We start from the raw sequence: 24,827 nt of genomic DNA, 5'->3' as shown, positions 1-24,827 counted from the left end.
AATAACCAACACCTGACCTCCCCAAAACCCGCTCCGAAACACCGTCCGGAGCGGGGGGCAGTTACTTCATCCCTTCACTAACATCTTTCTGCGCTTCCAGACGCTCCACATCCCGATACCAGCGCGGATGGTGTTTCTGCGCCCAGCGGCGGCTCACCTTGCCTTCGATCATCCCTTTAATCGAGCCTTTGACCCAGAACGCCATATACATATGGATCAGAATGGCGTGGATCAAAATAATGGCCGAGGTGGCGTGGATCAGCAGGCTATAGCGCACCAGCTGCATCGGGAAATAGTGGGCAAAGTACGGACGCCAGATAATCACCCCGGTCACCAGCAGCACAAAAATCATGCTCATGATGGTCCAGAACATCATCTTCTGTCCGGCGTTATATTTGCCCACCTTCGCGACTTTATGCTCGTTGCCTTTCAGCACCTCAACAATCCCCTTCAGCCAGGGAATATCCTGCTTGTCCGGGATGTTGTGATGCACGAAGCGCACGAACATAAACATCAGCACCACGAAAATCAGTACCCCAAAGAACGGGTGCAGGATGCGCCCCATCTGCGGTGTACCGAAGGTCTCGGTCAGCCACTGCAGCGTCGGGAAGAAGAACGAAATCCCCGATACCGCCACGAGGAAGAAGCAGATCACCACCGTCCAGTGACAGGCGCGGTCAACAAACTTCGTGCGCATAATCATCTTTGACTTACTCATGGTGCTCCTCCTCATCCTCATCCACCTCTTTGTTCGGCCCGATCCCCACGTAGTGATAAATCAACCCGGCAAAGGTGGCGATAAAGCCCGCCGCCGAGAGCGGTTTAAGCGCCCCTTTCCACAGATTGATGGAGGTATCGATCGCCGGATCTTTCGGCAGGTTGTGATACAGCTCCGGCTGGTCGAGATGGTGCAGGACATACATCACGTGGGTGCCGCCCACGCCCTGCGGGTTATAAATGCCCGCATTGGCGTAGCCGCGTGCCTTCAGCTTATCCACCCGCGCCTGCGCCACATCCAGCATCTCCTTCTTGGTGCCAAAGTGAATGGCCCCGGTCGGACAGGTTTTCACACAGGCCGGCTCCTGACCAACGCTGACGCGATCCACGCACAGGGTGCATTTGTAGACCCGGTTATCCTCTTTACTGAGACGCGGTACGTTGAACGGACACCCGGCGATGCAGTACCCACAGCCGATGCAGTTATCCTGCTGGAAATCGACGATGCCGTTGGCGTACTGAATAATCGCCCCGGCGGACGGGCAGGCCTTGAGGCAGCCCGGATCTTCGCAGTGCATGCAGCCGTCTTTGCGGATCAGCCACTCCAGCTTGCCGTTCTGCTCGGTTTCGCTAAAGCGCATCACCGTCCAGGATTTGGCGCTCAGATCGGCCGGGTTATCGTACACCCCGACGCAGTGCCCCACCTCGTCGCGGATATCATTCCACTCTGAGCAGGCCACCTGGCAGGCTTTGCAGCCCACGCAGGAGGAGACATCGATAAGCTTAGCCACTTCCGCTTTGTAATCCCGCGCACGAGGCGCGGGGGTAAAGCCGTTGGTGGCGGAGCGTTTGATGACGTCTTGTGTTTCCATCGACATTACTTCGCTCCTTACGCTTTCTCGATGTTGACCAGAAACGCCTTATACTCTGGCGTTTGCGAGTTGGAATCCCCTACCGCTGGCGTCAGGGTGTTGGCGATATAGCCCTTCTGCGCCACCCCTTCAAAGCCCCAGTGCAGCGGAATACCGACGGTTTCCACCTGCTGACCGTGCACGTTCAGGGCCTGCAGACGACGGGTGACCACCGCCACGGCGCGAATAAACCCGCGCTGGCTGCTGACCTTGACGCGATCGCCATTGGCAATGCCTTTGGCCTGGGCCAGGGTCTCGCTGATCTCGACAAACTGTTCCGGCTGGGCGATGGCGTTCAGGCGCGCATGCTTGGTCCAGGTGTGGAAATGCTCGGTCAGGCGATAGGTGGTGCCGACATACGGGAACTTGTCCTTCTTGCCCATCCGCACGGCATCTTCTTCGTAGACACGTACTACCGGGCTGGAGACCACGTTCGGGTGCAGCGGGTTGGTGCCGAGCGGCGTTTCCATCGGCTCGTAGTGTTCCGGGAACGGCCCTTCAGCCAGCTTATCGATGGCAAACAGACGTCCCAGCCCTTCCGGCTGCATGATAAACGGCCCGGTGTTGCTGCCCGGCGCGGCGGTGTTGTAGTCCGGAATATCGTTTCCGGTCCACTTCGTGCCGTTCCACTGGATCAGCATCCGTTTCGGATCCCACGGCTTGCCGTTGATGTCCGCCGAGGCGCGGTTGTAGAGCACGCGACGGTTCAGCGGCCACGCCCAGGCCCAACCCAGCGTATTGCCCAGCCCGGACGGGTCGGCGTTGTCGCGGTTGGCCATCTGGTTGCCCTGCTCGGTCCAGCTCCCGGTGTAGATCCAGCACGACGACGCCGTCGTACCGTCATCGCGCAGCTGGGCGAAGCTGCTCAGCAGCTGGCCTTTCTTCGCGATGAGCACGCCGTTGGCGTCATAGAGATCTGCCAGCGCATAGCCGTTGTTCTCTTTCGCCACCTCTTCCGATTCCGGGTGATCCGGCTGTTTGTAATCCCAGCGCATGCGCAGTAGCGGCTCGACGCCCTTGCCGCCTTCGGTGCGATACATCTCGCGCAGGCGATGGTAAATCCCGGCCAGGATCTCGCCGTCGTTACGCGCTTCGCCCGGGGCATCCTGCCCTTTCCAGTGCCACTGCAGCCAGCGGCCGGAGTTGGCGATCGAGCCGTCCTCTTCCGCGAAGCAGGTGGACGGCAGACGGAACACCTCGGTCTGAATCGAGGCGCTATCCACGTCATTCATCTCGCCGTGGTTCTGCCAGAAGGTCGAGGTTTCAGTCACCAGCGGGTCGATCACCACCATGTACTTCAGCTTGCTGAGGCTGGCGACAATCTTGTTTTTATCCGGGAATGACGCCACCGGGTTAAAGCCCTGGCAGATGTATCCCGTGACCTGGCCCTTCGCCATCATGTTGAAATACTTAATGACGTCGTAGGACTGATCCCATTTCGGCAGCCAGTTAAAGCCCCAGTCGTTCTCCTTCTGCGCCGCGTCGCCGTAGAAGGATTTCATCAGGCTGACGAAGAACTTCGGATAGTTGCTCCAGTAGTTCACCTGATCCGGCAGCGTCGCTTTCGGGGTGTTCGCCGCCATATAGCTATGCAGATCGCTCTGTTTCTCGGACGGCAGCGTCAGATAGCCGGTCAGGCTGGTGGAGAGCAGGCCGAGGTCGGTCAGGCCCTGAATATTCGAGTGACCGCGCAGGGCATTGACCCCGCCACCCGCCATGCCCATATTGCCGAGCAGGAGTTGGATCATCGCCATGGTACGGATGTTCTGTGCGCCGACGGTATGCTGGGTCCAGCCCAGTGCATAAAGGAACGTGGTGGTTCTGTCCGCGGCGCTGGTAGAGGCCAGCACTTCACACACTTTCAGGAAATCGGCTTTTGGCGTACCGCAGATGTTCTCCACCACCTCCGGCGTATAGCGTGAAACGTGCTGTTTCAGCAGGTTCCACACGCAGCGCGGATGCGTCAGCGTTTCATCGCGCATCGCATAGCCGTTCTCGTCGAACTGATAGTTCCAGGAGGACTTATCGTACTGACGCTTTTCGGCGTCATAGCCGCTAAACAGCCCGTCATCGAAGGCAAAATCATCCCGCACCAGCAGGTTCGCGTTGGTGTAGTGCTTAACGTACTCGGCGTTAATTTTGTTGTTTTCGATCAGGTACAGCAGCACGCCGGAGAGGAACGTAATGTCCGTGCCGGAGCGGATTGGCGCATAGATATCGGCCACCGACGCCGTACGTGTAAAGCGTGGGTCGACGACGATCAACGTCGCATCGTTATTGTTTTTCGCTTCCATCGCCCAGCGGAATCCCACCGGATGAGCTTCGGCGGCGTTACCGCCCATCACCATCACGACGTTAGCGTTTTTGATATCAACCCAGTGGTTGGTCATCGCACCGCGACCAAATGTTGGAGCAAGACTTGCTACCGTTGGTCCGTGTCAGACGCGCGCCTGGTTGTCTACCGCCAGCATCCCGAGGGAGCGCACAAATTTTTGCGTCAGCATGCCGGTTTCATTGCTGGCCGCAGAGGCGCACAGCATCCCGGTGGAGAGCCAGCGGTTCACCGTCACGCCCTGCGCGTTGGTCTCGACGAAGTTGGCGTCGCGATCGGCCTTCATCAGCTTCGCGATGCGCGTAAAAGCGTCATCCCAGGAGATGCGCTGCCATTTGTCGGAGCCCGGCGCGCGGTATTCCGGATAACGCAGACGGTTGTCGCTGTGGACATAGTCCAGCAGGCCCGCCCCTTTCGGGCATAACGCTCCGCGGCTGACCGGATGATCCGCATCGCCTTCAATATGGTAAATCGACTCTTTGGCGTTCTTCGCGCCATCACCCAGGCTATACATCAATAGCCCGCATCCCACGGAGCAGTATGTGCAGGTGTTACGGATCTCTTTGGCGCGCAGCAACTTATAGTTGCGCGCCTGAGCCAGCGCCATTTTGGGGGCGAACCCTAAAGCAGCCACTGTCGTACCGGCCATACCGCCCGCGCAGATTTTAAAAAACTGTCTGCGGCTGACGTCCATTGCTGTCCTCGTTAGATCATTGAGAATTCCGGCGGAAAACTAACAGCAAAGCCCCTGTTTTTTTTGCGGCAAATCAAACTCGCCGATCTTCGCCCTCTTAATAGTCAGCGGGGAGCGGTTTTATTACTGCTTAAGAGGTAATGACAGGGAGATTAATTCGCGGAAGGTACTGAAACAGTGCTATAAATTTGCCCCTGAAAATGTCATGCCAATGGAAAGATGATGGACAGAAAGAAAGCCACGCTGATCGGGCTGGCGGCGATTGTGCTCTGGAGCACGATGGTAGGGCTGATCCGCAGCGTCAGCGAGGGGTTGGGTCCGGTAGGCGGCGCGGCGATGATCTATACGCTCAGCGGTTTACTGTGCCTGGTCACGGTGGGGTTTCCGGACCTGCGGCGTTTCTCGCCGCGCTACCTGATAGCCGGTAGCGTGCTGTTTGTCAGCTATGAAATCTGTCTGGCCCTGTCGTTAGGCTACGCCACCACCCGCCATCAGGCGATTGAGGTGGGAATGGTGAATTACCTCTGGCCGAGCCTGACTATCCTGTTTGCCATTTTGTTTAACCGTCAGCGCTCAACCCTGTGGGTGATCCCCGGGCTGCTTATCTCCCTGTTGGGCGTGAGCTGGGTATTAGGCGGTGACACCGGCCTTAACCCGGCCGAGATTGCCCGCAACGTCGTATCCAACCCGCTGAGTTACGGCCTGGCCTTTGTCGGGGCTTTCATCTGGGCGGCCTACTGCACCGTGACCAGTAAATATGCCCGGGGGCAGAACGGCATCACGCTGTTTGTGCTGCTGACGGCGCTGACCCTGTGGCTGAAATATGCCTTCAGCGATCAGCCGGAGATGGTATTCAGCGTGCCGGTGGTGATCAAACTGCTGATGTGCGGCGTGGCGCTGGGGTTTGGCTATGCCGCGTGGAACACCGGCATTCTGCACGGCAACGTGACGCTGCTGGCGGCGGCTTCCTATTTTACTCCGGTGCTGTCGGCGGCGCTGGCGGCGGTGCTGCTGAACGCCCCTCTGTCGTTCAGCTTCTGGCAGGGAGCGATGATGGTGTGCGCTGGGTCGCTATTGTGCTGGTATGCCACCCGGGCCGCCTGAGGTTGTGGGCCGTGCGGCCTGCAACGCCGGGCGGCGCATACGCTTGCCCGGCCTACGACTCACCCTCACCCTGTAGGCCGCGTCAGGCGGAGCCGCCACCCGGCATCTCCTCCAGGGAACTGTTCCGCCGCAGCCAGCTTTGCAGCAGCTTGCCGTCCTGGCTCATCTCGCCGTCCTGACGCACGCACAGGTAATAATCCCGGCCATCATCAATCGGCAGATCGAAAATCTTCACCAGCTCGCCGCTCTCCAGATAGGGCGCAATCAGCGGCTCGCGCATCAGGGCACAACCCAGCCCCGCCTGCACTCCCGCCAGGGTTAGCAGCCCGTCTTCAAACATCGGTCCGCTGCGCCGCGGCGGGCGTTTTACCCCCTGCTGGATAAACCACTGCTGCCAGGTGGTGCGCTCCTCGTCGTGCAACAGCGGCATTTGCAGGAGCTGTTCCGGCGTGTCGATATGCCCGTGCAGGCGCAAAAACGCCCGGCTACAGACCGGCACCATCTGCCCGGAGATCAGCTTTTCGCTCTGATAGCCCGCCCACTGCCCGTTACCAAAGCGGATCGACATGTCCGAGGCATCGCTCAGGTAGTTGCGGTGGTTGGCGTAGACCACGTTGATCTCGGTTTGTGGATTCGCCCGCATAAACCCCGGCAGGCGCGGAATAAACCATCCCATGCCAAACAGCGGGATCAGGCTGATGGTCACCTGGCGGGTCTGCACCTGCTCAAGCAGATGCTCCGTGGCCTGGCGCAGCACGTTAAAGGCCGCGCGGATGGAGCGGTAATAGTCCCGCCCCTGCTGGCTGAGGATCAGCCTGCGCCCCTGACGTTCGGTGAGGGACATCTGTAAATACCCTTCCAGCACTTTCAGCTGATGGCTTACCGCCGACGGGGAGATGTCCAGCTCCTGCGCGGCCTGGGTCACGCTGCCCAGTCGGGCTATCGCCTCGAAAGCCCGCACCGCCCGCAGGGGCGGATCGTTCGCCAGTCGGCTCTCGGCAAAGGCCGCCAGCGTCAGGGATTGTTCTGTTTTATTCATATGTTGATCTGCTATGGGCAATCCGGTTTATGCGCTATTTATCATCACCTTTTAAATCAAATAGATAACGCAAGCTCCAAAAATCATAAGAAAGAATATATGCGTATTTCACAATTTAATTCAATTATTAGATGTTACCCGCTGGAAAGAGCACTTTGTCGGGTAGGAACGTTGGACACACTCATACAACAACTGATCAACGGCGTGATGCTGGGCAGCATCTACGCGCTGATCGCGCTGGGCTATACCATGGTGTATGGCATTTTGCGCATTATTAACTTCGCGCACGGCGATATTCTGATGGTCGGCGCGCTGACCACCCTGTCGGCGTTGAATCTTCTTAGCAGCCATTTCCCCGCCATGCCGCAGCTGCTGCAGCTGGGCTTTGCGCTGCTGATCGCCATGGCGGTCTGCGCCCTGCTGGCGATGGCCGTTGAGCGCTTTGCCTATCGCCGCCTGCGAAACGCCCCCCGGCTGGCACCGCTGATCTCCGGGATTGGCGTGTCGGTGCTGCTGCAAACCGTGGCGATGATTATCTGGTCGCGTAATCCGCTGATGTTCCCGCAGATCCTGCCGATGGACCCGATTGCCATCACCGCAGGCAGCGAAGCCCATCCCCCGGCGATTATCACCGTTACCGGCATTGTCACCGTGGCGCTGGCGCTGGTCGTTATGACCGGCCTGTGGCTGCTGGTGGAGTACACCCGCCTCGGTCGCGGTATGCGCGCGGTGGCGGAAAACCCCCGGGTCGCCACCCTGATGGGCGTCAATCCCAATGCGATTATCACCCTGACCTTCGCCATCGGCGGCATCTTTGCCGCGCTGGCGGGGGTAATGATGGCCAGTAACTACGGCAATGCCAGCTTCTCGATGGGCTTCCTGCCCGGCATTAAAGCCTTTACCGCAGCGGTGCTGGGCGGTATCGGCAATATTCGTGGGGCAATGCTGGGCGGGATCCTGCTCGGCATTATCGAAGCGCTGGGCGGTGGTTATCTGGGCGAGCTGACCAATGGCGTATTCGGCAGCAACTATCAGGACGTGTTCGCCTTTATCGTGCTGATTCTGGTGCTGGTCTTCCGTCCGGCAGGTCTGCTGGGCGAACGCGTGGCGCACAGGGCGTAAGGGGAAATCATGAGTGCCATTGAACTCAAAACACCGGCGGCCAGCGGTAAATTCTGGTCCGGCATGACGCTCTTCGTCCTTGCCCTGCTGCTTGCGCCGATGGTGGCGACCCAACTGGGCGGCAACTACTGGGTGCGGGTGATCGACTTCGCCCTGCTCTATATCATGCTGGCGTTGGGGCTAAACATCGTGGTGGGCTATACCGGCCTGCTGGATATGGGCTTTATCGCCTTCTATGCCGTCGGTGCCTATCTGGCGGCGCTGCTGGCCTCGCCGCACCTGGCGGAGGTGTTCCCGATCCTCAACGTCTGGTTCCCGGAGGGGCTGCACACCTCTTATCTGCTGATTATCCCGATTGCGGCGCTGGTCGCGGCGGTGTGCGGCATTCTGCTCGGTGCCCCGACGCTGAAGCTGCGCGGGGATTACCTGGCGATTGTTACCCTCGGTTTTGGGGAGATCATCCGCATCCTGATGCGTAACCTCGACCGCCCGGTGAACATCACCAACGGCGCGAAAGGCATAACCGGCGTCGATACCCTCAACCTGTTTGGCCTGAAGTTCAGCGGCGTGTACCACTGGTTCGGCGTAAAGGTGCCCGCCCTGTGGCTGTGGTACTACCTGCTGATGCTGGTGATTGTCGGGATCATTTTTGTCTGCCTGCGCCTGCAACACTCGCGCATTGGCCGGGCATGGCACGCCATCCGTGAAGATGAAGACGTCGCCCGGGCGATGGGCATCAACGTGCGCAACTTTAAGCTGCTGGCCTTTGCCATGGGCGCCTCCTTTGGCGGCGTGGCCGGGGCGCTGTTCGGTGCCTTCCAGGGCTTCGTCTCGCCGGAATCCTTCACCCTGCAAGAGTCTATTGCCGTACTGGCGATGGTGGTGCTGGGCGGAATGGGCCATATCCCGGGGGTGATCCTCGGTGCGGTACTGCTCACCGCCCTGCCGGAGCTGCTGCGCAGCCAGGCGGCCCCGGTGCAGCAGGCGCTGTTTGGTTCGGTGCTGATTGACCCGGAGATCCTGCGCCAGCTGTTTTACGGCCTGGCACTGGTACTGGTGATGCTGGTGCGTCCGTCGGGCATCTGGCCGAAGCGCCACAAGGAGGTGCAAGCATGAGCCTGTTAACCGTAAAAAATATGTCCAAACGCTTTGGCGGCCTGACGGCGGTGGATAACGTCTCACTGACCATTAACAAAGGCGAAATCTATGGCCTGATTGGCCCTAACGGCGCGGGCAAAACCACCTGCTTCAACCTGATCACCGGCCTGTACCCGGCAGACAGCGGGGAGTTCGCCATTGCCGATCAACCCTACTTTCCGACCCAGATCGAGAAAGTGACCGCCGCAGGCATCGCCCGCACCTTCCAGAACGTGCGTCTGTTTAACGAGATGTCGGTGCTGGAGAACGTGATGGTCGGTCGCCACGTGCGCACCCGTAACGGGCTGTGGGCGGCGCTGAGCCGTCACAAGCGCGCCCGGGAAGAAGAGGCGCAGACCCTGGAGCAGGCCTGGCACTGGCTGGAGTATACCGGGATTGCGAAGTTCGCCCACTACCGCGCCTGCGATCTGGCTTATGGCCATCAGCGTCGACTGGAGATCGCCCGCGCGCTGGCAACCGATCCGCTGCTGCTGGCGCTGGATGAACCCGCTGCCGGAATGAACGCCGCAGAAAAAGTGGCCCTCGGCGAGCTGCTGGCCCGTATTCGTGACGACGGAAAAACCCTGCTGATGATTGAACACGACGTCAAGCTGGTGATGGGGATCTGCGATCGCCTCACGGTGCTGGATTACGGTAAAACGCTGGCCAGCGGCACCCCGGACAGCGTGCGACGCGACCCGGCGGTGATCGCCGCCTGGCTTGGAGGCCATGCCCATGTCTGAATTACTGAAAGTGGAACGCCTGGACGTGCATTACGGCGGGATCCAGGCGGTACGGGACGTCTCCTTTAGCCTGCGTGAAGGCGAACAGGCCACGCTGATCGGTGCCAACGGCGCGGGCAAAAGCTCCACCGTGCGAGCCATCACCGGGCTGGAGCGTTTTGGCGGCAACATTGAGTTTAACGGCAAAGCGGTGCGTAAGCAGAAAGCCGAAGCGCTGCTGCGCGACGGGCTGGTGATGGTCCCGGAAGGCCGGGGCATCTTTGGTCGGATGACGGTGCTGGAAAATTTACAGATGGGGGCCTGGCTGCGGCGTGACACTGTCACCGTCAGGCAGGAGATGGCTGAGATTTTCGAGCGTTTTCCGCGCCTGGGCGAACGGCAGCATCAGCTGGCCGGGCTGCTCTCCGGCGGGGAACAGCAGCTGTTAGCCCTTAACCGCGCCCTGCTCAGCCGCCCGCGCCTGCTGATCCTCGACGAGCCGTCGATGGGGCTTGCACCGAAGATGGTGGAGAACATTTTTGCCGTCATTGCCGGGCTGCGCGAGCGCGGCGTGGCCCTGCTGCTGATCGAACAGAACGCCCGCCTGGCGCTGGAAGTGACCGACCAGGCCTGGGTAATGGATAGCGGCAGCATCGTTCATCACGGGGCGTCGCAAGCGATGCTCGACGACGATCAAATAGCACAGATTTATTTGGGCGAAATGCCCGTTTGACAACACCAACCAACACCAGGGAATAACAATGAAAACAGTAAAAATCAGCGCGCTCAGCGCCGCGCTTCTGCTCAGCGGGTTTGCTTCAACGGGCGCGTGGGCCGCAGACGGTGAAACCGTGCTTATCGGCCTGGCGGGCCCGCTCACCGGCCCGTCTGCCCGTATTGGTAAAGATCTGGAGAACGGCGCGCAGCTGGCGATTGACGACATCAACAAGCAGCACCCGACCATCGGCGGCAAAGCAGTGACCTTCAAACTGCAGTCCGAAGATGATCAGTCGGATCCGCGTACTGCGGTAGCCGTGGCCCAGCGTCTGGTGGACAGCGGCGTGGCGGGGGTGGTCGGTCACTGGAACACCGGCACCAGCATTCCGGCGGCGCGGGTTTATCACGATGCCGGTATCGCCCAGGTAGCCCCGGTGGCGACCGGCCATGCGTACACCAAACAGGGTTTTGACACCAGCTTCCGCGTGATGGGCCACGACGATGACGGCGGCCAGTTTGCCGGCCAGTACGCTATCGACACCCTGAAAGCCAAACGCATCGCGGTGATCGACGACCGTACCGCCTTTGGTCAGGGTCTGGCGGATGAGTTTATTAAGTCCCTCGAAGCTCAGGGCGTGAAAATTGTTGACCGCCAGTACGTTGACGACAAAACCGTCGACTTTAGCGCCGTGCTGACCGCCATTCGCAGCAAAAACGCCGATCTGATCTTCTTCGGCGGCGTGGACAGCCAGGCGGCACCGCTGGCCCGTCGTATTAAACAGCTGGGCATGAACGCCACCCTGATGGGCGCGGGCGGCTTTGTCAGCCAGACCTTCCTGCAACTGGCGCAGAAAGAGGGTGAAGGCGTGGTGGCGCTGGAGCCAGGCCTGCCAGTCGAGCAGATGCCGGGCGGCAAGGCCTTCGAGCAGGCGTATCAGTCCCGCTACCACACCCATATCGAGCTGCACGCCCCGTTCGCCTATGACGCGACCCGCGTGCTGGTGGCGGCGATGGAGAAAGCCGACTCGGTGGATCCGGCTGAATACCTGCCTGCCCTGCGCGCCATCAGCTACTCCGGCGTCACCGGGCAAATCGCCTTTGACAACCAGGGCAACCTGAAAGCCCCGTCGTTCACCGTCTATAAAGTGGTCGACGGCAAATGGCAGCCGCAGACCGTGCTGGGCGGCGCAAAAGCTAAGTAACGCAGTGAGGCAATGTGATGAGTGATAATAACGAGCTGGGCATTCTCGCCCGCCGCAAAATTGAAGCAGAAATTATTAAGCCCATTTACGAGATCCTGGTGCGCGAGATCGGTAAGACCCGCGCCCAGGCGGTAATTGGCGAGGCCATTGAGCAGGCCGCGATTAACGCAGGCAAAGAATTTGCCAGTAAAGAGCCGAACGGCGCGGACGTGAAGAGCTTTATCGCCCTGCAATACCTGTGGGAGAAAGATAACGCCCTGGACGTGAAGGTGATCGATGCCGACGACCAGCAGTACAACTACAACGTGACCCGCTGCCGCTACGCCGAGATGTATCACGAGATGGGGCTGGGCGAGATTGGCCACCTGCTGTCGTGCGCCCGGGATGAGAAATTCATCGTCGGCTACGCGCCGGACGTGGAGCTGACCCGCACCACCACCATCATGCAGGGCGGTAAGTGCTGTGACTTCCGCTATCGCAGCAGCAAGGACAAAGCATGATCCGCGTGAATGCAGACCGACTCTGGTCAACGCTGGAGAGGATGGCGCATATCGGCGGGACGTCCGGCGGCGGCGTCACCCGCCTGGCGCTGAGCGACGAAGACCGGATTGCCCGCAACCTGCTGCGCGACTGGGCGCAGCAGGCGGGGTTTTCCTGTGATGTGGACAGCATGGGCAATATGTTTATCCGCCGCGCCGGTAAAAATCCGGCGCTGGCCCCGGTGATGACCGGGTCGCACGTGGATTCCCAGCCGCTGGGCGGCAATTACGACGGGATTTACGGCGTGCTGGCCGGGCTGGAGCTGCTGCGCACCCTGAACGACCATCAGGTTGAAACCGAGCGCGATATCGTGCTGGTGAACTGGACCAACGAAGAAGGGGCGCGTTTTGCTCCGGCGATGCTTGCCTCCGGGGTCTGGGCCGGTCAGCTTACCGAAGAGTTTGCTTACGCCAGGATGGACAGCAAAAAAGTCACGGTACGCGAGGCGCTGGAGGCCATCGGCTATCGCGGCGAACGCCCTGCCCGCGCCTTCCCGATCCACGCCTGTTACGAGCTGCATATTGAGCAGGGGCCGATTCTGGAAGAGGAAGCCGTGGATATCGGGCTGGTGCGTGCGGCGATGGGCCAGCGCTGGTTTACCATCACCCTCGACGGTTTTGCCGCCCATGCGGGGACCACGCCGATGCACAGCCGCCGCGACGCTTTAACCGCCTTTGCGGAGCTGGCGCTGAAGGTGGAAGAGATTGGCTATCAGCATGCGCCGGATGGCCGGGCGACCATCGGCATGGCGGAAATCACACCGAATTCGCGCAATGTCGTCCCTTCCCGGGTGGTATGCAGCGTCGAGTTTCGTCACCCGCAAAGCGAGGCGCTGGCGGCAATGGAAGCTGCGCTGCATCAGGCGGCAGAAAGTCTTGCCCCGCGCGGTGTCACCGCAGAGGTGGCGCGCATTTTCGACTATGCGCCCATCGCCTTTGACACCGACTGTCTGGCACGTAGCGAAAGAGCGGTGACGGAACTGGGATACACCGCGAAACCGATGGTTTCCGGGGCCGGGCACGACACCTGCTATATCAGCAAAATCGCGCCAGCCAGCATGATCTTTATCCCCTGCGTGAAGGGCATCAGCCATAACGAAGCCGAAAAGATCCTGCCGGAGTGGTCAGAGAAAGGGGCAAACGTGCTGCTGCACAGCGTGCTGAGCGCGGCGCAGGAACCGTAATCTGTTGCCGTTGTAGGCCCGGCAAGCAAAGCGCCGCCGGGCATTACCCAAGACACCTGACGAACGATTGAATTAACCCGTAAAGATGACTATAGTAACCTTTACGGGTGGCGAGGTTAAGGAATAACCATGGGTATCTATCTTACACCTGAATTTGAGGCGGAGCGCAAGGACGCTCGCATCAGTAATAGCATTTTATGTAAGGCCGCAAAGGCTATTATTTCGGGCCTGCATGGGGACCACTTAGGTAAATATACTTATAAAAAGCGACTGGCTTTACCTGCGGTAAGTCCGCGAGATGGTGCCCGGGCCATCGTGTTTTTCCACTATGGTTCAAACGTTTATTTTTTTGATATGTATCTGAAAAGTCATCTTTCTAAAAAGAGAGGCAAGGAATTAGAAGATGACGAAATCGATGCTTATTGCAGGATCGCAGAAGATTTTATTGCGCTTACTCCAGCACAGATAAAACGCCTGGTGAATGATAAAGAACTGATAGAGGTGACTTGTGATGACTGAAGGGCTGAAACGTATTCAGGGCATGGCTCAGCGTTACAACAAATTGGGTGTGGTGAAAGATGAGACTGTGGCCTCCATCGATGCCGCAGTGGCAGCACGCAGCATCCCGGCTGTACGTGAAATGACCGGCGGCGAAATTAAAGAAGTTCGAACACGCTACAACATGTCTCAGGCAGCCCTGGCCATAACAACGGGTATGTCAGTAGAAAGCGTATCGAAGTGGGAGCGGAACGAAAGTAAACCCAATAAAGCAGCGCTACGCATCATCAACATCATCGATGTTAAGGGCCCGGAAGTTTTTATGGTCTGATACCCCCCAAACCTGCCTTTCCAGGCCCGGCAAGCGCAGCGCCGCCGGGCGTGGTTTTATTGCTGCGCGACTTTCGCCAGGCTAAACCAAATCCCGATCGCCAGCAGCAGCAACATCGCCCCCGCGCTGCCTAAGGCCACGCTGTGCGAGGTGATAAACGCGGTTTTTGCCGCCTCAATCACCGACTCCGCCAGCGATGGCGACAACCCCTGGGCGACCTTCACCGCCTCGCCAATGGACGAGGAGGCATGCTCCGCCAGCGAAGCATCCAGCCCGGACGGCAGTTCAATCGACGCCGAGAAACTGCGGGTCAACAGCAGACCAAAGATCGCAATCCCCAGCCCGGCCCCCAGCTCATAGGACATGGTCTCAATCGCCCCGGCCGCAGCCGCCTTCTCTTTTGGCGCGGCGGCCATGATCGCTGAGGTCGAGGCCAGCAAGGCGCTCGCCGCACTAAAGCCCAGCAGCACCATCAGGCCCCAGGCCTGCCACTGCTGAGTGCTGAAATCGAGCATCGACAGCCCGATAAAGCTCAGCGCGCTCAGCCCCATGCCGCCGGTCGCCACGATCCGCAGCCCAAGACGCCCTACCAGCACTCCGGCGATCGGCCCGCTAAAGCCACTGGCGACCATCACCGGCAGCATAAACATTCCCGCTTCGAACGGCGTGAAGCCGTGAACGAACTGCAGCTCCTGCGCCATCAGCAGCTCAAAACCTACCAGGGCGATCATCGCCGTCATCGCCATCACCACCCCGCTGAGAATAATGCGGTGGCCGAACAGACGGATGTCGATCATCGGCGTAGGGGCGCGGAGCTGGATGCGGACAAAGATCCACAGCATCGCCGCCCCGGTCAGCAGCGTGCCCGCTACCTGCCATGGAGATAGCCCCCCTTTCAGCGCCGTTTTAGCGCTAAACACCAGCAGCAAAATCGCCACGATCAGCATCAGGGCGTGGGTAATGTTCAGGGGCTGCTCAGGCCGTCCCTGCTGAGCGGGAATAAAACGCGCCGCCAGGGAGACCACCAGCAGCACAATCGGGACGTTGATCAAAAATACCGATCCCCAGTAGAAATGCGCCAGCAGCATGCCGCCCACCAGCGGGCCAAAGGCCGCCCCGCCGGACCCCACCGCGGCCCAGACGCCAAGGGCAATGTTGCGCCGACGCGCATCCGGGAACAGCGTGCGGATCCCGGCAAGCGTAGCGGGAATGATCATCGCCGCGCCGATGGCCAGCGAGGCCCGCGCCACAATCAGCCACCCCGCCGAAGGAGCAAAGGCCGCCGCCAGCGACGAGAGGCCAAACAGGGTGCTGCCCATGACCAGCAGCCGCTTAAAGCCGATGCGATCCCCGAGCGCCCCCATCGGCAGCACCATCCCGGCCATCACCAGAGAGTAGATATCAATGATCCACAGCAATTCATTGCCGCTGGCATCCAGGGTCATGCTCAGCGTCGGGGCGGCGACGTGCAGCACCGTGGCATCGATCGTCACCGGAATATAGACCAGCACAATAATCACTAACGCTAACCACTGACCAAACATAACTATCCTTATTTAACCGAATCTGGACACATGTCCAGGTTGCGATCCTACGGAAAGTTGAACGCATGTCCAGCTCTTTGTTACACTCGTTGTCCCCCAGTTGAGAGTGAAAAGAATGAGCTATCTGAGCAAGGACGAGCGGCGGGAAGAGATCCTGCAGGCGGCAATGCGCGTGGCGCTGAGCGAGGGCTTTACCGGGATGACCGTGCGACGTATCGCCAGTGAAGCGAAAGTGGCGACCGGCCAGGTCCATCACCATTTCGCCTCAGCGGGCGAGCTAAAGTCGCAGGCGTTTATCCGTCTGATCCGTGACCTGCTGGATGCCGAAGTAGTGGGCGAAAACGCCAGCTGGCGCGCACGGTTGCATGCCATGGTCGGCAGCAACGATCGCAGTTTTGAGCCCTATATTCGCCTGTGGCGGGAAGCGCAGCTGCTGGCCACCCGCGATGCCGAAATAAAAGGGGCTTATGTGTTAACCATGGAGATGTGGCACCAGGAGACGGTGGCTATCATACGGGCGGGTGAAGAGGCCAACGCCTTCCGGCTGAAAGACAGTGCGGAAAATATCGCCTGGCGGCTGATCGGGCTGGTCTGCGGGCTGGACGGGCTATATGTATTATCCATGCCGGAGATGGACGATGATGCCTTTAATCAGCATCTTGATACGTTGATTACTCTCGAGCTGGGCTAATCATCAGCAGTTCTTAACTGTTACGATTTGTAACACATTTAGCGAACCCATATCTCCCTTCTAATCTCAGGGGTTCGCTTTTTTATCTATCCTTTCAGAAGTCTCCCAAAAACATCCAATAATCTCTCACCAAAAAATTTCAGGTATCTGCCTGAATGACTGTCTCTTTCTGCCATTTACGGATCTGCAAGAGGGTAATATGTCACAACAAGCTGAGAAGAATAATCCTTATCTGTTAAGCAACTGGAAACCGGAAAACGCGGCATTTTGGGAAAATAAAGGCAAAAAGATTGCGCGACGAAATTTAGTCATTTCGGTTGCCTGTCTGCTGCTGGCGTTCTGTGTCTGGATGTTATTTAGCGCGGTGGCGGTGAATCTAAATAAGGTGGGTTTTAATTTCACTACCGATCAACTATTTATGTTAACCGCCCTGCCTTCGCTCTCCGGGGCAATATTACGCGTCCCCTACTCCTTTATGGTGCCAATATTTGGCGGCCGCTACTGGACGGTATTAAGCACCGTTATTCTTATTATTCCCTGCGTGTGGCTCGGTATTGCGGTGCAAAACCCGGCTACTCCGTATGCGGTATTTATTACTATCGCCCTGCTGTGCGGTTTTGCCGGGGCGAACTTCGCCTCCAGCATGGGCAATATCAGCTTTTTCTTCCCGAAAGCCAGACAGGGCAGCGCGCTGGGCATTAACGGCGGGCTGGGCAACCTCGGCGTCAGCGTGATGCAGATGGTGGCCCCGGTGGTGATCTTCCTGCCGATGTTCACTTTCCTGGGCGTGCACGGCGTGCCGCAGGAGGATGGCTCGACGCTGTTCCTTGCTAACGCGGCCTGGATCTGGGCCCCGCTGCTGCTGCTGGCGACCCTCGCCGCCTTTTTCGGCATGAACGATATCGCCAGCTCGAAAGCGACCATCGCCAGCCAGCTGCCGGTGCTGAAGCGCCTGCACCTGTGGCTGCTGAGCCTGCTCTATCTGGCGACCTTCGGCTCGTTTATCGGTTTTTCCGCCGGCTTCGCCATGCTGTCGAAAACCCAGTTCCCGGACGTCAATATCCTGCATCTGGCCTTCTTTGGCCCGCTGATCGGGGCCCTGGCGCGCTCTGCGGGTGGGGTGATCTCCGATAAGCTCGGCGGGGTGCGCGTCACCCTGGTGAACTTCATCTTTATGGCCGTGTTCTCCGCCCTGCTGTTTCTCACCCTGCCGGGATCCGGCTCGGGCAACTTTACCGCTTTTTATCTGGTGTTTATGGGGCTGTTCCTCACCGCCGGGCTGGGTAGCGGCTCCACCTTCCAGATGATCGCTGTCATCTTCCGGCAAATCACCGTCTACAGAGTCAAACTGCACGGCGGTACGGACGAGCAGGCCCAGAAAGAGGCCGTTACCGACACCGCCGCGGCGCTGGGCTTTATCTCGGCCATCGGTGCTGTCGGCGGGTTCTTCATTCCAAAAGCCTTCGGCACCTCGCTGGCGATGACCGGCTCCCCGGTAGGGGCGATGAAGGTCTTCCTGGTGTTCTACATCGTCTGCGTGTTCGTCACCTGGCTGGTGTATGGCCGTCGTCAGAAGCACGTCAAATCATAACGCGTAGTTCAATTTTTTTGTGAGCAGTGTAACCACGGGGTGGTGCGTCACTCCGTCAGGAGAAACGTCATGAGTAAATTGTTGGATCGCTTTCGTTATTTCAAACTCAAAGGCGAGACCTTCGCAGATGGACACGGTCAGGTGATGCACACCAACCGCGACTGGGAGGACAGCTATCGCCAGCGATGGCAGTTCGACAAAATTGTGCGATCCACCCACGGCGTGAACTGTACCGGCTCCTGTAGCTGGAAAATCTACGTCAAGAATGGCCTGGTCACCTGGGAAACCCAGCAGACCGACTACCCCCGCACCCGCCCCGACCTGCCGAATCACGAACCGCGCGGCTGCCCGCGCGGGGCCAGCTACTCCTGGTATCTCTACAGCGCTAACCGCCTGAAGTACCCGCTGGTGCGCCGCAAGCTGATCGAGCCGTGGCGGGAGGCGCTGGCACAGCACAGCGATCCGGTGCTGGCCTGGAACGCCATTCAGAATGACCCGCAAAAAAGCCAGAGCTACAAGCAGGCGCGGGGCCACGGCGGGTTTATCCGCTCGAACTGGAAAGAGCTGAACCAGCTGATCGCCGCCGCCAACGTCTGGACCATCAAACACTACGGCCCGGACCGGGTGGCGGGCTTCTCACCCATCCCGGCAATGTCGATGGTCTCCTACGCCGCCGGCACCCGCTACCTCTCCCTGCTGGGCGGTACCTGCCTGAGCTTCTACGACTGGTACTGCGACCTGCCCCCCGCCTCGCCGATGACCTGGGGCGAACAGACCGACGTGCCGGAGTCCGCCGACTGGTATAACTCCAGCTACATCATCGCCTGGGGCTCCAACGTGCCGCAGACCCGCACCCCGGATGCCCACTTCTTCACCGAGGTGCGCTACAAAGGCACCAAAACCATCGCCATCACCCCCGATTTTTCGGAAGTGGCGAAGCTCAGCGACCAGTGGCTGGCACCGAAACAGGGTACCGACAGCGCCTTAGCCATGGCGATGGGCCACGTGATCCTGAAAGAGTTCCACCTCGATAACCCGAGCGACTACTTCCTCAACTACTGCCGTCGCTATACCGATATGCCGATGCTGGTGATGCTCGACCCGCGCGAGGACGGCAGCTACGTGCCGGGCCGGATGCTGCGCGCCTCGGACCTCGCCGACGGGCTGGGGGAAGCCAACAATCCGGAGTGGAAAACCGTCGCCTTTACCGCCTCGGGGGATCTGGTGGTGCCCAACGGCTCTATTGGCTTCCGCTGGGGCGAAAAAGGCAAATGGAACCTCGAGCCGCAGGCGGCAGGCCAGGAGACCGAACTGGCGCTCTCTCTGCTGGACACCCGCGACACTGTCGCCGGGGTGGCCTTCCCCTACTTTGGCGGCAATGAAAACCCGCACTTTCGCAGCGTGAAGCAGGATCCGGTCCTGGTCCGCCAGCTGCCGGTGAAAACCCTGACTCTCGCCGATGGCCGCCAGCTGCACGTCGCCAGCGTCTACGATCTGGTGCTGGCTAACTACGGCCTCGATCGCGGCCTGGAGGACACCCTCGCGGCCAAAGATTACGCCGAGATCAAAGCCTACACCCCGGCCTGGGGGGAGCAGATCACCGGCGTGCCGCGGCGTCACATTGAGCAGATCGCCCGGGAGTTTGCCGACACGGCGCATAAGACCCATGGCCGGTCGATGATTATCCTCGGTGCCGGGGTCAACCACTGGTACCACATGGACATGAACTACCGCGGGATGATCAACATGCTGGTGTTCTGCGGCTGCGTGGGCAAGAGCGGCGGCGGCTGGTCGCACTATGTGGGCCAGGAGAAGCTGCGCCCGCAGACCGGCTGGCTGCCGCTGGCCTTCGCGCTGGACTGGAACCGCCCGCCGCGCCAGATGAACAGCACCTCGTTCTTCTACAACCATGCCAGCCAGTGGCGCTATGAAAAACTGACCGCGCAGGAGCTGCTCTCCCCGCTGGCGGACGCCTCGAAGTTCACCGGGCATCTGATCGACTTTAACGTCCGGGCCGAGCGCATGGGCTGGCTGCCGTCCGCGCCGCAGCTCAACCTCAACCCGCTGCACATCAAGGCGCAGGCGGATGCTGTCGGCATGTCACCTCAGGAGTACACCGCCCAGGCGCTGAGATCCGGCGATATCCGCATGGCCTGCGAGCAGCCGGACAGCGGCAATAACCACCCGCGTAACCTGTTCGTCTGGCGCTCTAACCTGCTCGGCTCCTCCGGGAAAGGGCACGAGTACATGCTGAAATACCTGCTCGGCACCGAGAGCGGTATTCAGGGCGAGGATCTCGGCTCGACCGATGACGTGAAGCCGGAAGAGGTGGAGTGGCAGACCGCCGCCATCGAGGGCAAGCTGGATCTGCTGGTGACGCTGGATTTCCGCATGTCCAGCACCTGCCTGTTCTCGGATATCGTCCTGCCCACCGCCACCTGGTATGAGAAAGACGATATGAATACCTCGGATATGCATCCGTTTATTCACCCGCTTTCCGCCGCGGTGGATCCGGCCTGGGAGTCCCGCAGCGACTGGGAGATCTACAAGGGCATCGCCAAAGTCTTCTCGGAGGTCTGCGTCGGCCATCTGGGCACTGAAACCGACGTGGTGTTGCAGCCATTGCAACACGACTCCCCGGCGGAGCTCTCCCAGCCGTTCGACATTGCCGACTGGCGTAAAGGCGAATGCGATCTGATCCCCGGCAAAACCGCGCCGAACATCGCCGTGGTGGAGCGCAACTACCCGGAAACTTACGAGCGCTTTACCGCCCTCGGGCCGCTGCTGGACAAGCTCGGCAACGGCGGGAAAGGCATCTCGTGGAACACCCAGGATGAGGTCGATTTCCTCGGCAAACTTAACTACGTCAAGCTCGACGGCCCGGCGAAAGGCCGCCCGCGTATCGAGACGGCCATTGACGCCTCGGAGGTGATCCTCGCCCTCGCCCCGGAAACTAACGGTCAGGTGGCGGTCAAGGCCTGGGAGGCGTTGGCCGAATTCACCGGCCGCGAGCACAGCCATCTGGCGCTGAACAAGGAGGACGAGAAGATCCGCTTCCGGGATATTCAGGCCCAGCCGCGCAAAATCATCTCCAGCCCGACCTGGTCCGGCATTGAGAGCGAGCATGTCTCCTACAACGCGGGCTACACCAACGTCCACGAGTTGATCCCCTGGCGCACCCTCTCCGGGCGGCAGCAGCTGTATCAGGATCATCAGTGGATGCGCGCCTTTGGCGAAAGCCTGGTGGCCTATCGACCGCCGATTGATACCCGCAGCGTGACCCATATGCGCGAGATCCCGCCGAACGGCTTCCCGGAAAAAGCGCTGAACTTCCTGACCCCGCACCAGAAATGGGGCATCCACTCCACCTACAGCGAGAACCTGCTGATGCAGACCCTGTCGCGCGGCGGGCCGATTGTCTGGATCAGCGAAACCGACGCCCGGGAGCTGGGCATTGAGGACAACGACTGGATCGAGTGCTTCAACGCTAACGGGGCGCTGACCGCCCGCGCGGTGGTCAGCCAGCGCGTGCCGCCGGGGATGACCATGATGTACCACGCCCAGGAGCGCATTCTGAACATTCCGGGCTCAGAAGTGACCGGACGCCGCGGCGGGATCCACAACTCGGTAACCCGCGTCTGCCCGAAACCAACCCACATGATTGGCGGCTACGCCCAGCTGGCGTACGGCTTCAACTACTACGGCACCGTCGGGTCAAACCGGGATGAGTTCATCATGATCCGCAAGATGAAAAACATTAACTGGCTGGATGGCGAAGGTCGGGATCAGGTTCAGGAGGCGAAAAAATGAAAATACGCTCACAGGTCGGCATGGTACTTAATCTCGACAAATGCATTGGCTGTCACACCTGCTCGGTAACCTGCAAAAACGTCTGGACCGGGCGCGAAGGGATGGAGTACGCCTGGTTTAACAACGTCGAAACCAAACCGGGCATCGGCTACCCGAAAAACTGGGAGGACCAGGAGGAGTGGCAAGGCGGCTGGATCCGCGGCATCTCCGGCAAGCTGACCCCGCGTCTCGGCGGCAAACTGGGGGTGCTGTCGAAAATCTTCGCCAACCCGGTGATGCCGCAGATCGACGACTACTACGAACCTTTCACCTTTGACTATCAGGATCTGCACCGCGCCCCGGAGGGCAATCACCTGCCCACCGCCCGCCCGCGCTCGCTGATTGACGGCAAGCGGATGGACAAGATCAAATGGGGGCCCAACTGGGAGGAGCTGCTGGGTGGCGAGTTCGAGAAGCGCGCCCGGGACCGCAACTTCGACAGGATGCAGAAGGAGATGTACGGCCAGTTCGAAAATACCTTCATGATGTATCTCCCGCGGCTGTGCGAGCACTGCCTGAACCCGAGCTGCGCGGCCACCTGCCCGAGCGGGGCGATCTATAAGCGCGAAGAGGATGGCATCGTACTGATCGACCAGGACAAATGCCGCGGCTGGCGGCTGTGCATCAGCGGCTGCCCGTACAAGAAGATCTACTTCAACTGGAAGAGCGGCAAGTCAGAAAAATGCATCTTCTGTTATCCACGTATCGAGTCCGGCCAGCCGACCGTCTGCTCGGAGACCTGCGTCGGGCGCATCCGCTATCTCGGCGTGCTGCTGTATGACGCAGACCGTATCGAGGAGGCGGCCAGCACCGAACATGAAACCGATCTCTATGAGCGGCAGTGCGACGTATTCCTCAACCCGCACGACCCGGCGATTATTGAAGAGGCGGTCAAGCAAGGCATTCCGCAGAACGTCATTGACGCGGCCCAGCGCTCTCCGGTCTACAAAATGGCAATGGACTGGAAGCTGGCCCTGCCGCTGCACCCGGAGTACCGCACCCTGCCGATGGTCTGGTATGTTCCGCCGCTGTCGCCGATCCAGTCCTACGCCGATGCCGGGGGCCTGCCGCAGACCGACAGCATTCTCCCGGCGGTGGAAAGCCTGCGCATTCCGGTGCAGTATCTGGCGAATATGCTCAGCGCGGGCGATACCGGCCCGGTGCTGCGCGCCCTGAAACGGATGATGGCGATGCGCCACTATAAACGCTCCCAGACCGTCGAGGGCGTGACCGACACCCGCGCCATCGAGGAAGTGGGCCTCAGCGTCGAGCAGGTGGAGGAGATGTACCGCTATCTCGCCATCGCCAACTACGAAGACCGCTTCGTGATCCCCACCAGCCACCGGGAAATGGCCCGGGACGCCTTCCCGGAGAAAAACGGCTGCGGCTTTACCTTCGGCGACGGCTGCCACGGCTCCGACACCAAATTCAACCTGTTCAACAGCAGCCGCATCGACGCCATCAACATCACCGAGGTGCGTGAACACGGGGAGGGAGAGTAATGCAGATCCTCAAAATTATCGCCCTGCTGATTGAGTACCCGGACGAGGCGCTGTGGGAGAGCCGCGACGAGGCGATCGCCCTGGTGGCGCAGGATGCGCCGGTGCTGCTGCCCTTTGCGCAGCAGTATCTCAACGCCCCGCTACTCGACCGTCAGGCCGGGTGGTGCGAGGTGTTCGAGCGCGGGCGCGCCACCTCGCTGCTGCTGTTTGAACATGTCCATGCCGAGTCCCGGGATCGCGGTCAGGCGATGGTCGACCTGATGAACCAGTACGAACAGGCCGGGCTTCAGCTCGACTGCCGTGAGCTGCCGGACTATCTTCCGCTCTATCTCGAGTATCTGAGCATTCTGCCCGAGGCGCAGGCCCGGGAGGGGTTGCAGAACGTCGCGCCGATCCTGGCGCTGATTGGCGGGCGGTTAAAACAGCGCGAGGTAGCGCACTATCAGCTGTTTGACGCCCTGCTGAGGTTCGCGGGCAGTAAACTTTCCAGTGACAGTGTCACGCAGCAGGTGGCGGGTGAAAAACGGGACGACACCCGCCAGGCGCTGGATGCGGTCTGGGAAGAGGAGCAGGTGAAGTTTATCGAGGATAACGCGACGGCCTGCGACAGCTCGCCAATGCAGCAATATCAACGACGCTTTAGCCAGGACGTCGCCCCGCAGTATGTGGACGTCAGCGCCGGAGGCCCAAAATGACACACCATCTGAACGTCTTTTTCTTCGACATTTATCCGTACATCTGCGCTGCGGTCTTCTTCCTCGGCAGCTGGCTGCGGTACGACTACGGCCAGTACACCTGGCGCGCCTCCTCCAGCCAGCTGCTGAGCAAGCGCGGCATGAACTGGGGCTCTAACCTGTTTCATATCGGGATCCTGGGGATATTTTTCGGCCACCTGTTCGGGATGTTAACTCCGCACTGGATGTACGCCTGGTTTCTGCCGATGGCGGTCAAACAGCAGCTGGCGATGATCGCCGGGGGGATCTGCGGCGTGTTGACCCTGATTGGCGGCGCGATGCTGTTGTACCGTCGCCTGTTCAATCAGCGGGTGCGGGCCACCTCCACCACCCCGGATATCATCATCATGAGCATTCTGCTGACCCAGTGCGTGCTTGGTCTGACGACCATTCCGTTCTCGGCGCAATACCCGGACGGGAGCGAAATGCTCAAGCTGGTCGGCTGGGCCCAGGGGATCTTTACCTTCCAGGGGGGATCGTCCGAGATGCTGACCGGCGTGGCCTTTATTTTCCGCGTCCATCTGGTGCTGGGGATGACCATCTTCCTGATCTTCCCCTTCACCCGCCTGGTGCACGTCTGGAGCGCGCCGTTCGAATATATCACCCGGCGGTATCAACTGGTGCGGTCGCGGAGATAACACAAAAACTACAAAACCCGTAAAACCGC

General features: G+C 59.9%; 21 protein-coding genes. 16 read left to right on the top strand and 5 right to left on the bottom strand.

Features of this window, described 5'->3' with window-relative positions; all coding sequences use genetic code 11:
* Positions 1-61: 61 nt before the first annotated feature.
* The 3 genes from fdnI to fdnG are packed head-to-tail and all read right to left on the bottom strand — an operon-like array spanning position 62 to position 4,654.
* Entirely contained in the window at positions 62-718 is a 657-nt protein-coding gene (gene fdnI / locus WFO70_RS05550) for a formate dehydrogenase-N subunit gamma (RefSeq protein WP_337015041.1), read from the bottom strand.
* Complete coding sequence (gene fdxH / locus WFO70_RS05545; protein WP_337015040.1) at positions 711-1,595, bottom strand: formate dehydrogenase subunit beta; 885 nt, start codon at positions 1,593-1,595, stop codon at positions 711-713. The genes fdnI and fdxH overlap by 8 nt, the downstream gene beginning before the upstream one ends.
* Before the next feature lie 11 nt (positions 1,596-1,606).
* Positions 1,607-4,654 carry a formate dehydrogenase-N subunit alpha gene (gene fdnG / locus WFO70_RS05540; protein WP_337015039.1) on the bottom strand — a complete coding sequence of 1,016 codons (3,048 nt, stop codon included), beginning with the start codon at positions 4,652-4,654 and terminating at the stop codon, positions 1,607-1,609.
* Positions 4,655-4,876: 222 nt separating this feature from the next.
* Between fdnG and yddG the strand changes: the two genes are divergently transcribed.
* Positions 4,877-5,758 carry an aromatic amino acid DMT transporter YddG gene (gene yddG, locus WFO70_RS05535; protein WP_337015038.1) on the top strand — a complete coding sequence of 294 codons (882 nt, stop codon included), beginning with the start codon at positions 4,877-4,879 and terminating at the stop codon, positions 5,756-5,758.
* Positions 5,759-5,840: 82 nt separating this feature from the next.
* Here yddG and WFO70_RS05530 read toward each other — a convergent pair whose 3' ends face one another.
* Positions 5,841-6,797, bottom strand: coding sequence for a LysR substrate-binding domain-containing protein (locus WFO70_RS05530; protein ID WP_337015037.1), 957 nt, complete (start codon positions 6,795-6,797; stop codon positions 5,841-5,843).
* Positions 6,798-6,968: 171 nt separating this feature from the next.
* Here WFO70_RS05530 and WFO70_RS05525 point away from each other — a divergent pair, with 171 nt between their 5' ends.
* The 9 genes from WFO70_RS05525 to WFO70_RS05485 all read left to right on the top strand — a co-directional run bounded on the left by WFO70_RS05525 (position 6,969) and on the right by WFO70_RS05485 (position 14,249).
* On the top strand, positions 6,969-7,919 hold the full coding sequence (locus WFO70_RS05525; protein WP_337015036.1) for a branched-chain amino acid ABC transporter permease: 951 nt from the start codon (positions 6,969-6,971) through the stop codon (positions 7,917-7,919).
* A gap of 9 nt (positions 7,920-7,928) precedes the next feature.
* Positions 7,929-9,035, top strand: a complete 1,107-nt coding sequence (locus WFO70_RS05520) for a branched-chain amino acid ABC transporter permease (RefSeq protein ID WP_337015035.1) — start codon at positions 7,929-7,931, stop codon at positions 9,033-9,035.
* Entirely contained in the window at positions 9,032-9,799 is a 768-nt protein-coding gene (locus WFO70_RS05515) for an ABC transporter ATP-binding protein (RefSeq protein WP_337015034.1), read from the top strand. The genes WFO70_RS05520 and WFO70_RS05515 overlap by 4 nt, the downstream gene beginning before the upstream one ends.
* On the top strand, positions 9,792-10,511 hold the full coding sequence (locus tag WFO70_RS05510) for an ABC transporter ATP-binding protein (RefSeq protein ID WP_337015033.1): 720 nt from the start codon (positions 9,792-9,794) through the stop codon (positions 10,509-10,511). The genes WFO70_RS05515 and WFO70_RS05510 overlap by 8 nt, the downstream gene beginning before the upstream one ends.
* Positions 10,512-10,539: 28 nt before the next feature.
* Positions 10,540-11,697 (top strand): branched-chain amino acid ABC transporter substrate-binding protein, encoded by a 1,158-nt coding sequence (locus tag WFO70_RS05505; protein WP_337015032.1) that lies wholly within the window; start codon positions 10,540-10,542, stop codon positions 11,695-11,697.
* Between the two features lie 17 nt (positions 11,698-11,714).
* Positions 11,715-12,197 carry an L-2-amino-thiazoline-4-carboxylic acid hydrolase gene (locus WFO70_RS05500; RefSeq protein ID WP_337015031.1) on the top strand — a complete coding sequence of 161 codons (483 nt, stop codon included), beginning with the start codon at positions 11,715-11,717 and terminating at the stop codon, positions 12,195-12,197.
* Positions 12,194-13,420, top strand: coding sequence for a Zn-dependent hydrolase (locus WFO70_RS05495; RefSeq protein ID WP_337015030.1), 1,227 nt, complete (start codon positions 12,194-12,196; stop codon positions 13,418-13,420). Before WFO70_RS05500 ends, WFO70_RS05495 begins: the two co-directional genes overlap by 4 nt.
* Before the next feature lie 129 nt (positions 13,421-13,549).
* Positions 13,550-13,939 (top strand): type II toxin-antitoxin system RelE/ParE family toxin, encoded by a 390-nt coding sequence (locus tag WFO70_RS05490; protein ID WP_337015029.1) that lies wholly within the window; start codon positions 13,550-13,552, stop codon positions 13,937-13,939.
* Positions 13,932-14,249: a helix-turn-helix domain-containing protein gene (locus WFO70_RS05485; protein ID WP_337015028.1), complete on the top strand. Its 318-nt coding sequence runs from the start codon at positions 13,932-13,934 to the stop codon at positions 14,247-14,249. The genes WFO70_RS05490 and WFO70_RS05485 overlap by 8 nt, the downstream gene beginning before the upstream one ends.
* Before the next feature lie 56 nt (positions 14,250-14,305).
* Here WFO70_RS05485 and WFO70_RS05480 read toward each other — a convergent pair whose 3' ends face one another.
* The gene (locus WFO70_RS05480) at positions 14,306-15,793 is read right to left on the bottom strand and encodes an MFS transporter (protein WP_337015027.1); all 1,488 of its coding nucleotides are present in this window, start codon (positions 15,791-15,793) and stop codon (positions 14,306-14,308) included.
* Between the two features lie 115 nt (positions 15,794-15,908).
* Here WFO70_RS05480 and WFO70_RS05475 point away from each other — a divergent pair, with 115 nt between their 5' ends.
* The 6 genes from WFO70_RS05475 (at position 15,909) to narI (ending at position 24,798) form a co-directional block, all read left to right on the top strand.
* On the top strand, positions 15,909-16,484 hold the full coding sequence (locus WFO70_RS05475; protein ID WP_337015026.1) for a TetR family transcriptional regulator: 576 nt from the start codon (positions 15,909-15,911) through the stop codon (positions 16,482-16,484).
* Positions 16,485-16,683: 199 nt separating this feature from the next.
* The gene (locus tag WFO70_RS05470) at positions 16,684-18,075 is read left to right on the top strand and encodes a NarK family nitrate/nitrite MFS transporter (RefSeq protein WP_337015025.1); all 1,392 of its coding nucleotides are present in this window, start codon (positions 16,684-16,686) and stop codon (positions 18,073-18,075) included.
* A gap of 69 nt (positions 18,076-18,144) precedes the next feature.
* Positions 18,145-21,885: a nitrate reductase subunit alpha gene (locus WFO70_RS05465; protein WP_337015024.1), complete on the top strand. Its 3,741-nt coding sequence runs from the start codon at positions 18,145-18,147 to the stop codon at positions 21,883-21,885.
* Positions 21,882-23,426: a nitrate reductase subunit beta gene (gene narH, locus WFO70_RS05460; RefSeq protein WP_337015023.1), complete on the top strand. Its 1,545-nt coding sequence runs from the start codon at positions 21,882-21,884 to the stop codon at positions 23,424-23,426. Before WFO70_RS05465 ends, narH begins: the two co-directional genes overlap by 4 nt.
* Complete coding sequence (gene narW / locus WFO70_RS05455; protein ID WP_337015022.1) at positions 23,426-24,121, top strand: nitrate reductase molybdenum cofactor assembly chaperone; 696 nt, start codon at positions 23,426-23,428, stop codon at positions 24,119-24,121. Before narH ends, narW begins: the two co-directional genes overlap by 1 nt.
* Positions 24,118-24,798, top strand: a complete 681-nt coding sequence (narI, locus tag WFO70_RS05450) for a respiratory nitrate reductase subunit gamma (protein WP_337015021.1) — start codon at positions 24,118-24,120, stop codon at positions 24,796-24,798. Before narW ends, narI begins: the two co-directional genes overlap by 4 nt.
* The last annotated feature ends 29 nt before the right edge of the window (positions 24,799-24,827 follow it).

This window comes from Leclercia sp. AS011, assembly GCF_037152535.1.
Taxonomy (GTDB): domain Bacteria; phylum Pseudomonadota; class Gammaproteobacteria; order Enterobacterales; family Enterobacteriaceae; genus Enterobacter.
This window is presented reverse-complemented; position numbering and strand designations above follow the sequence as displayed.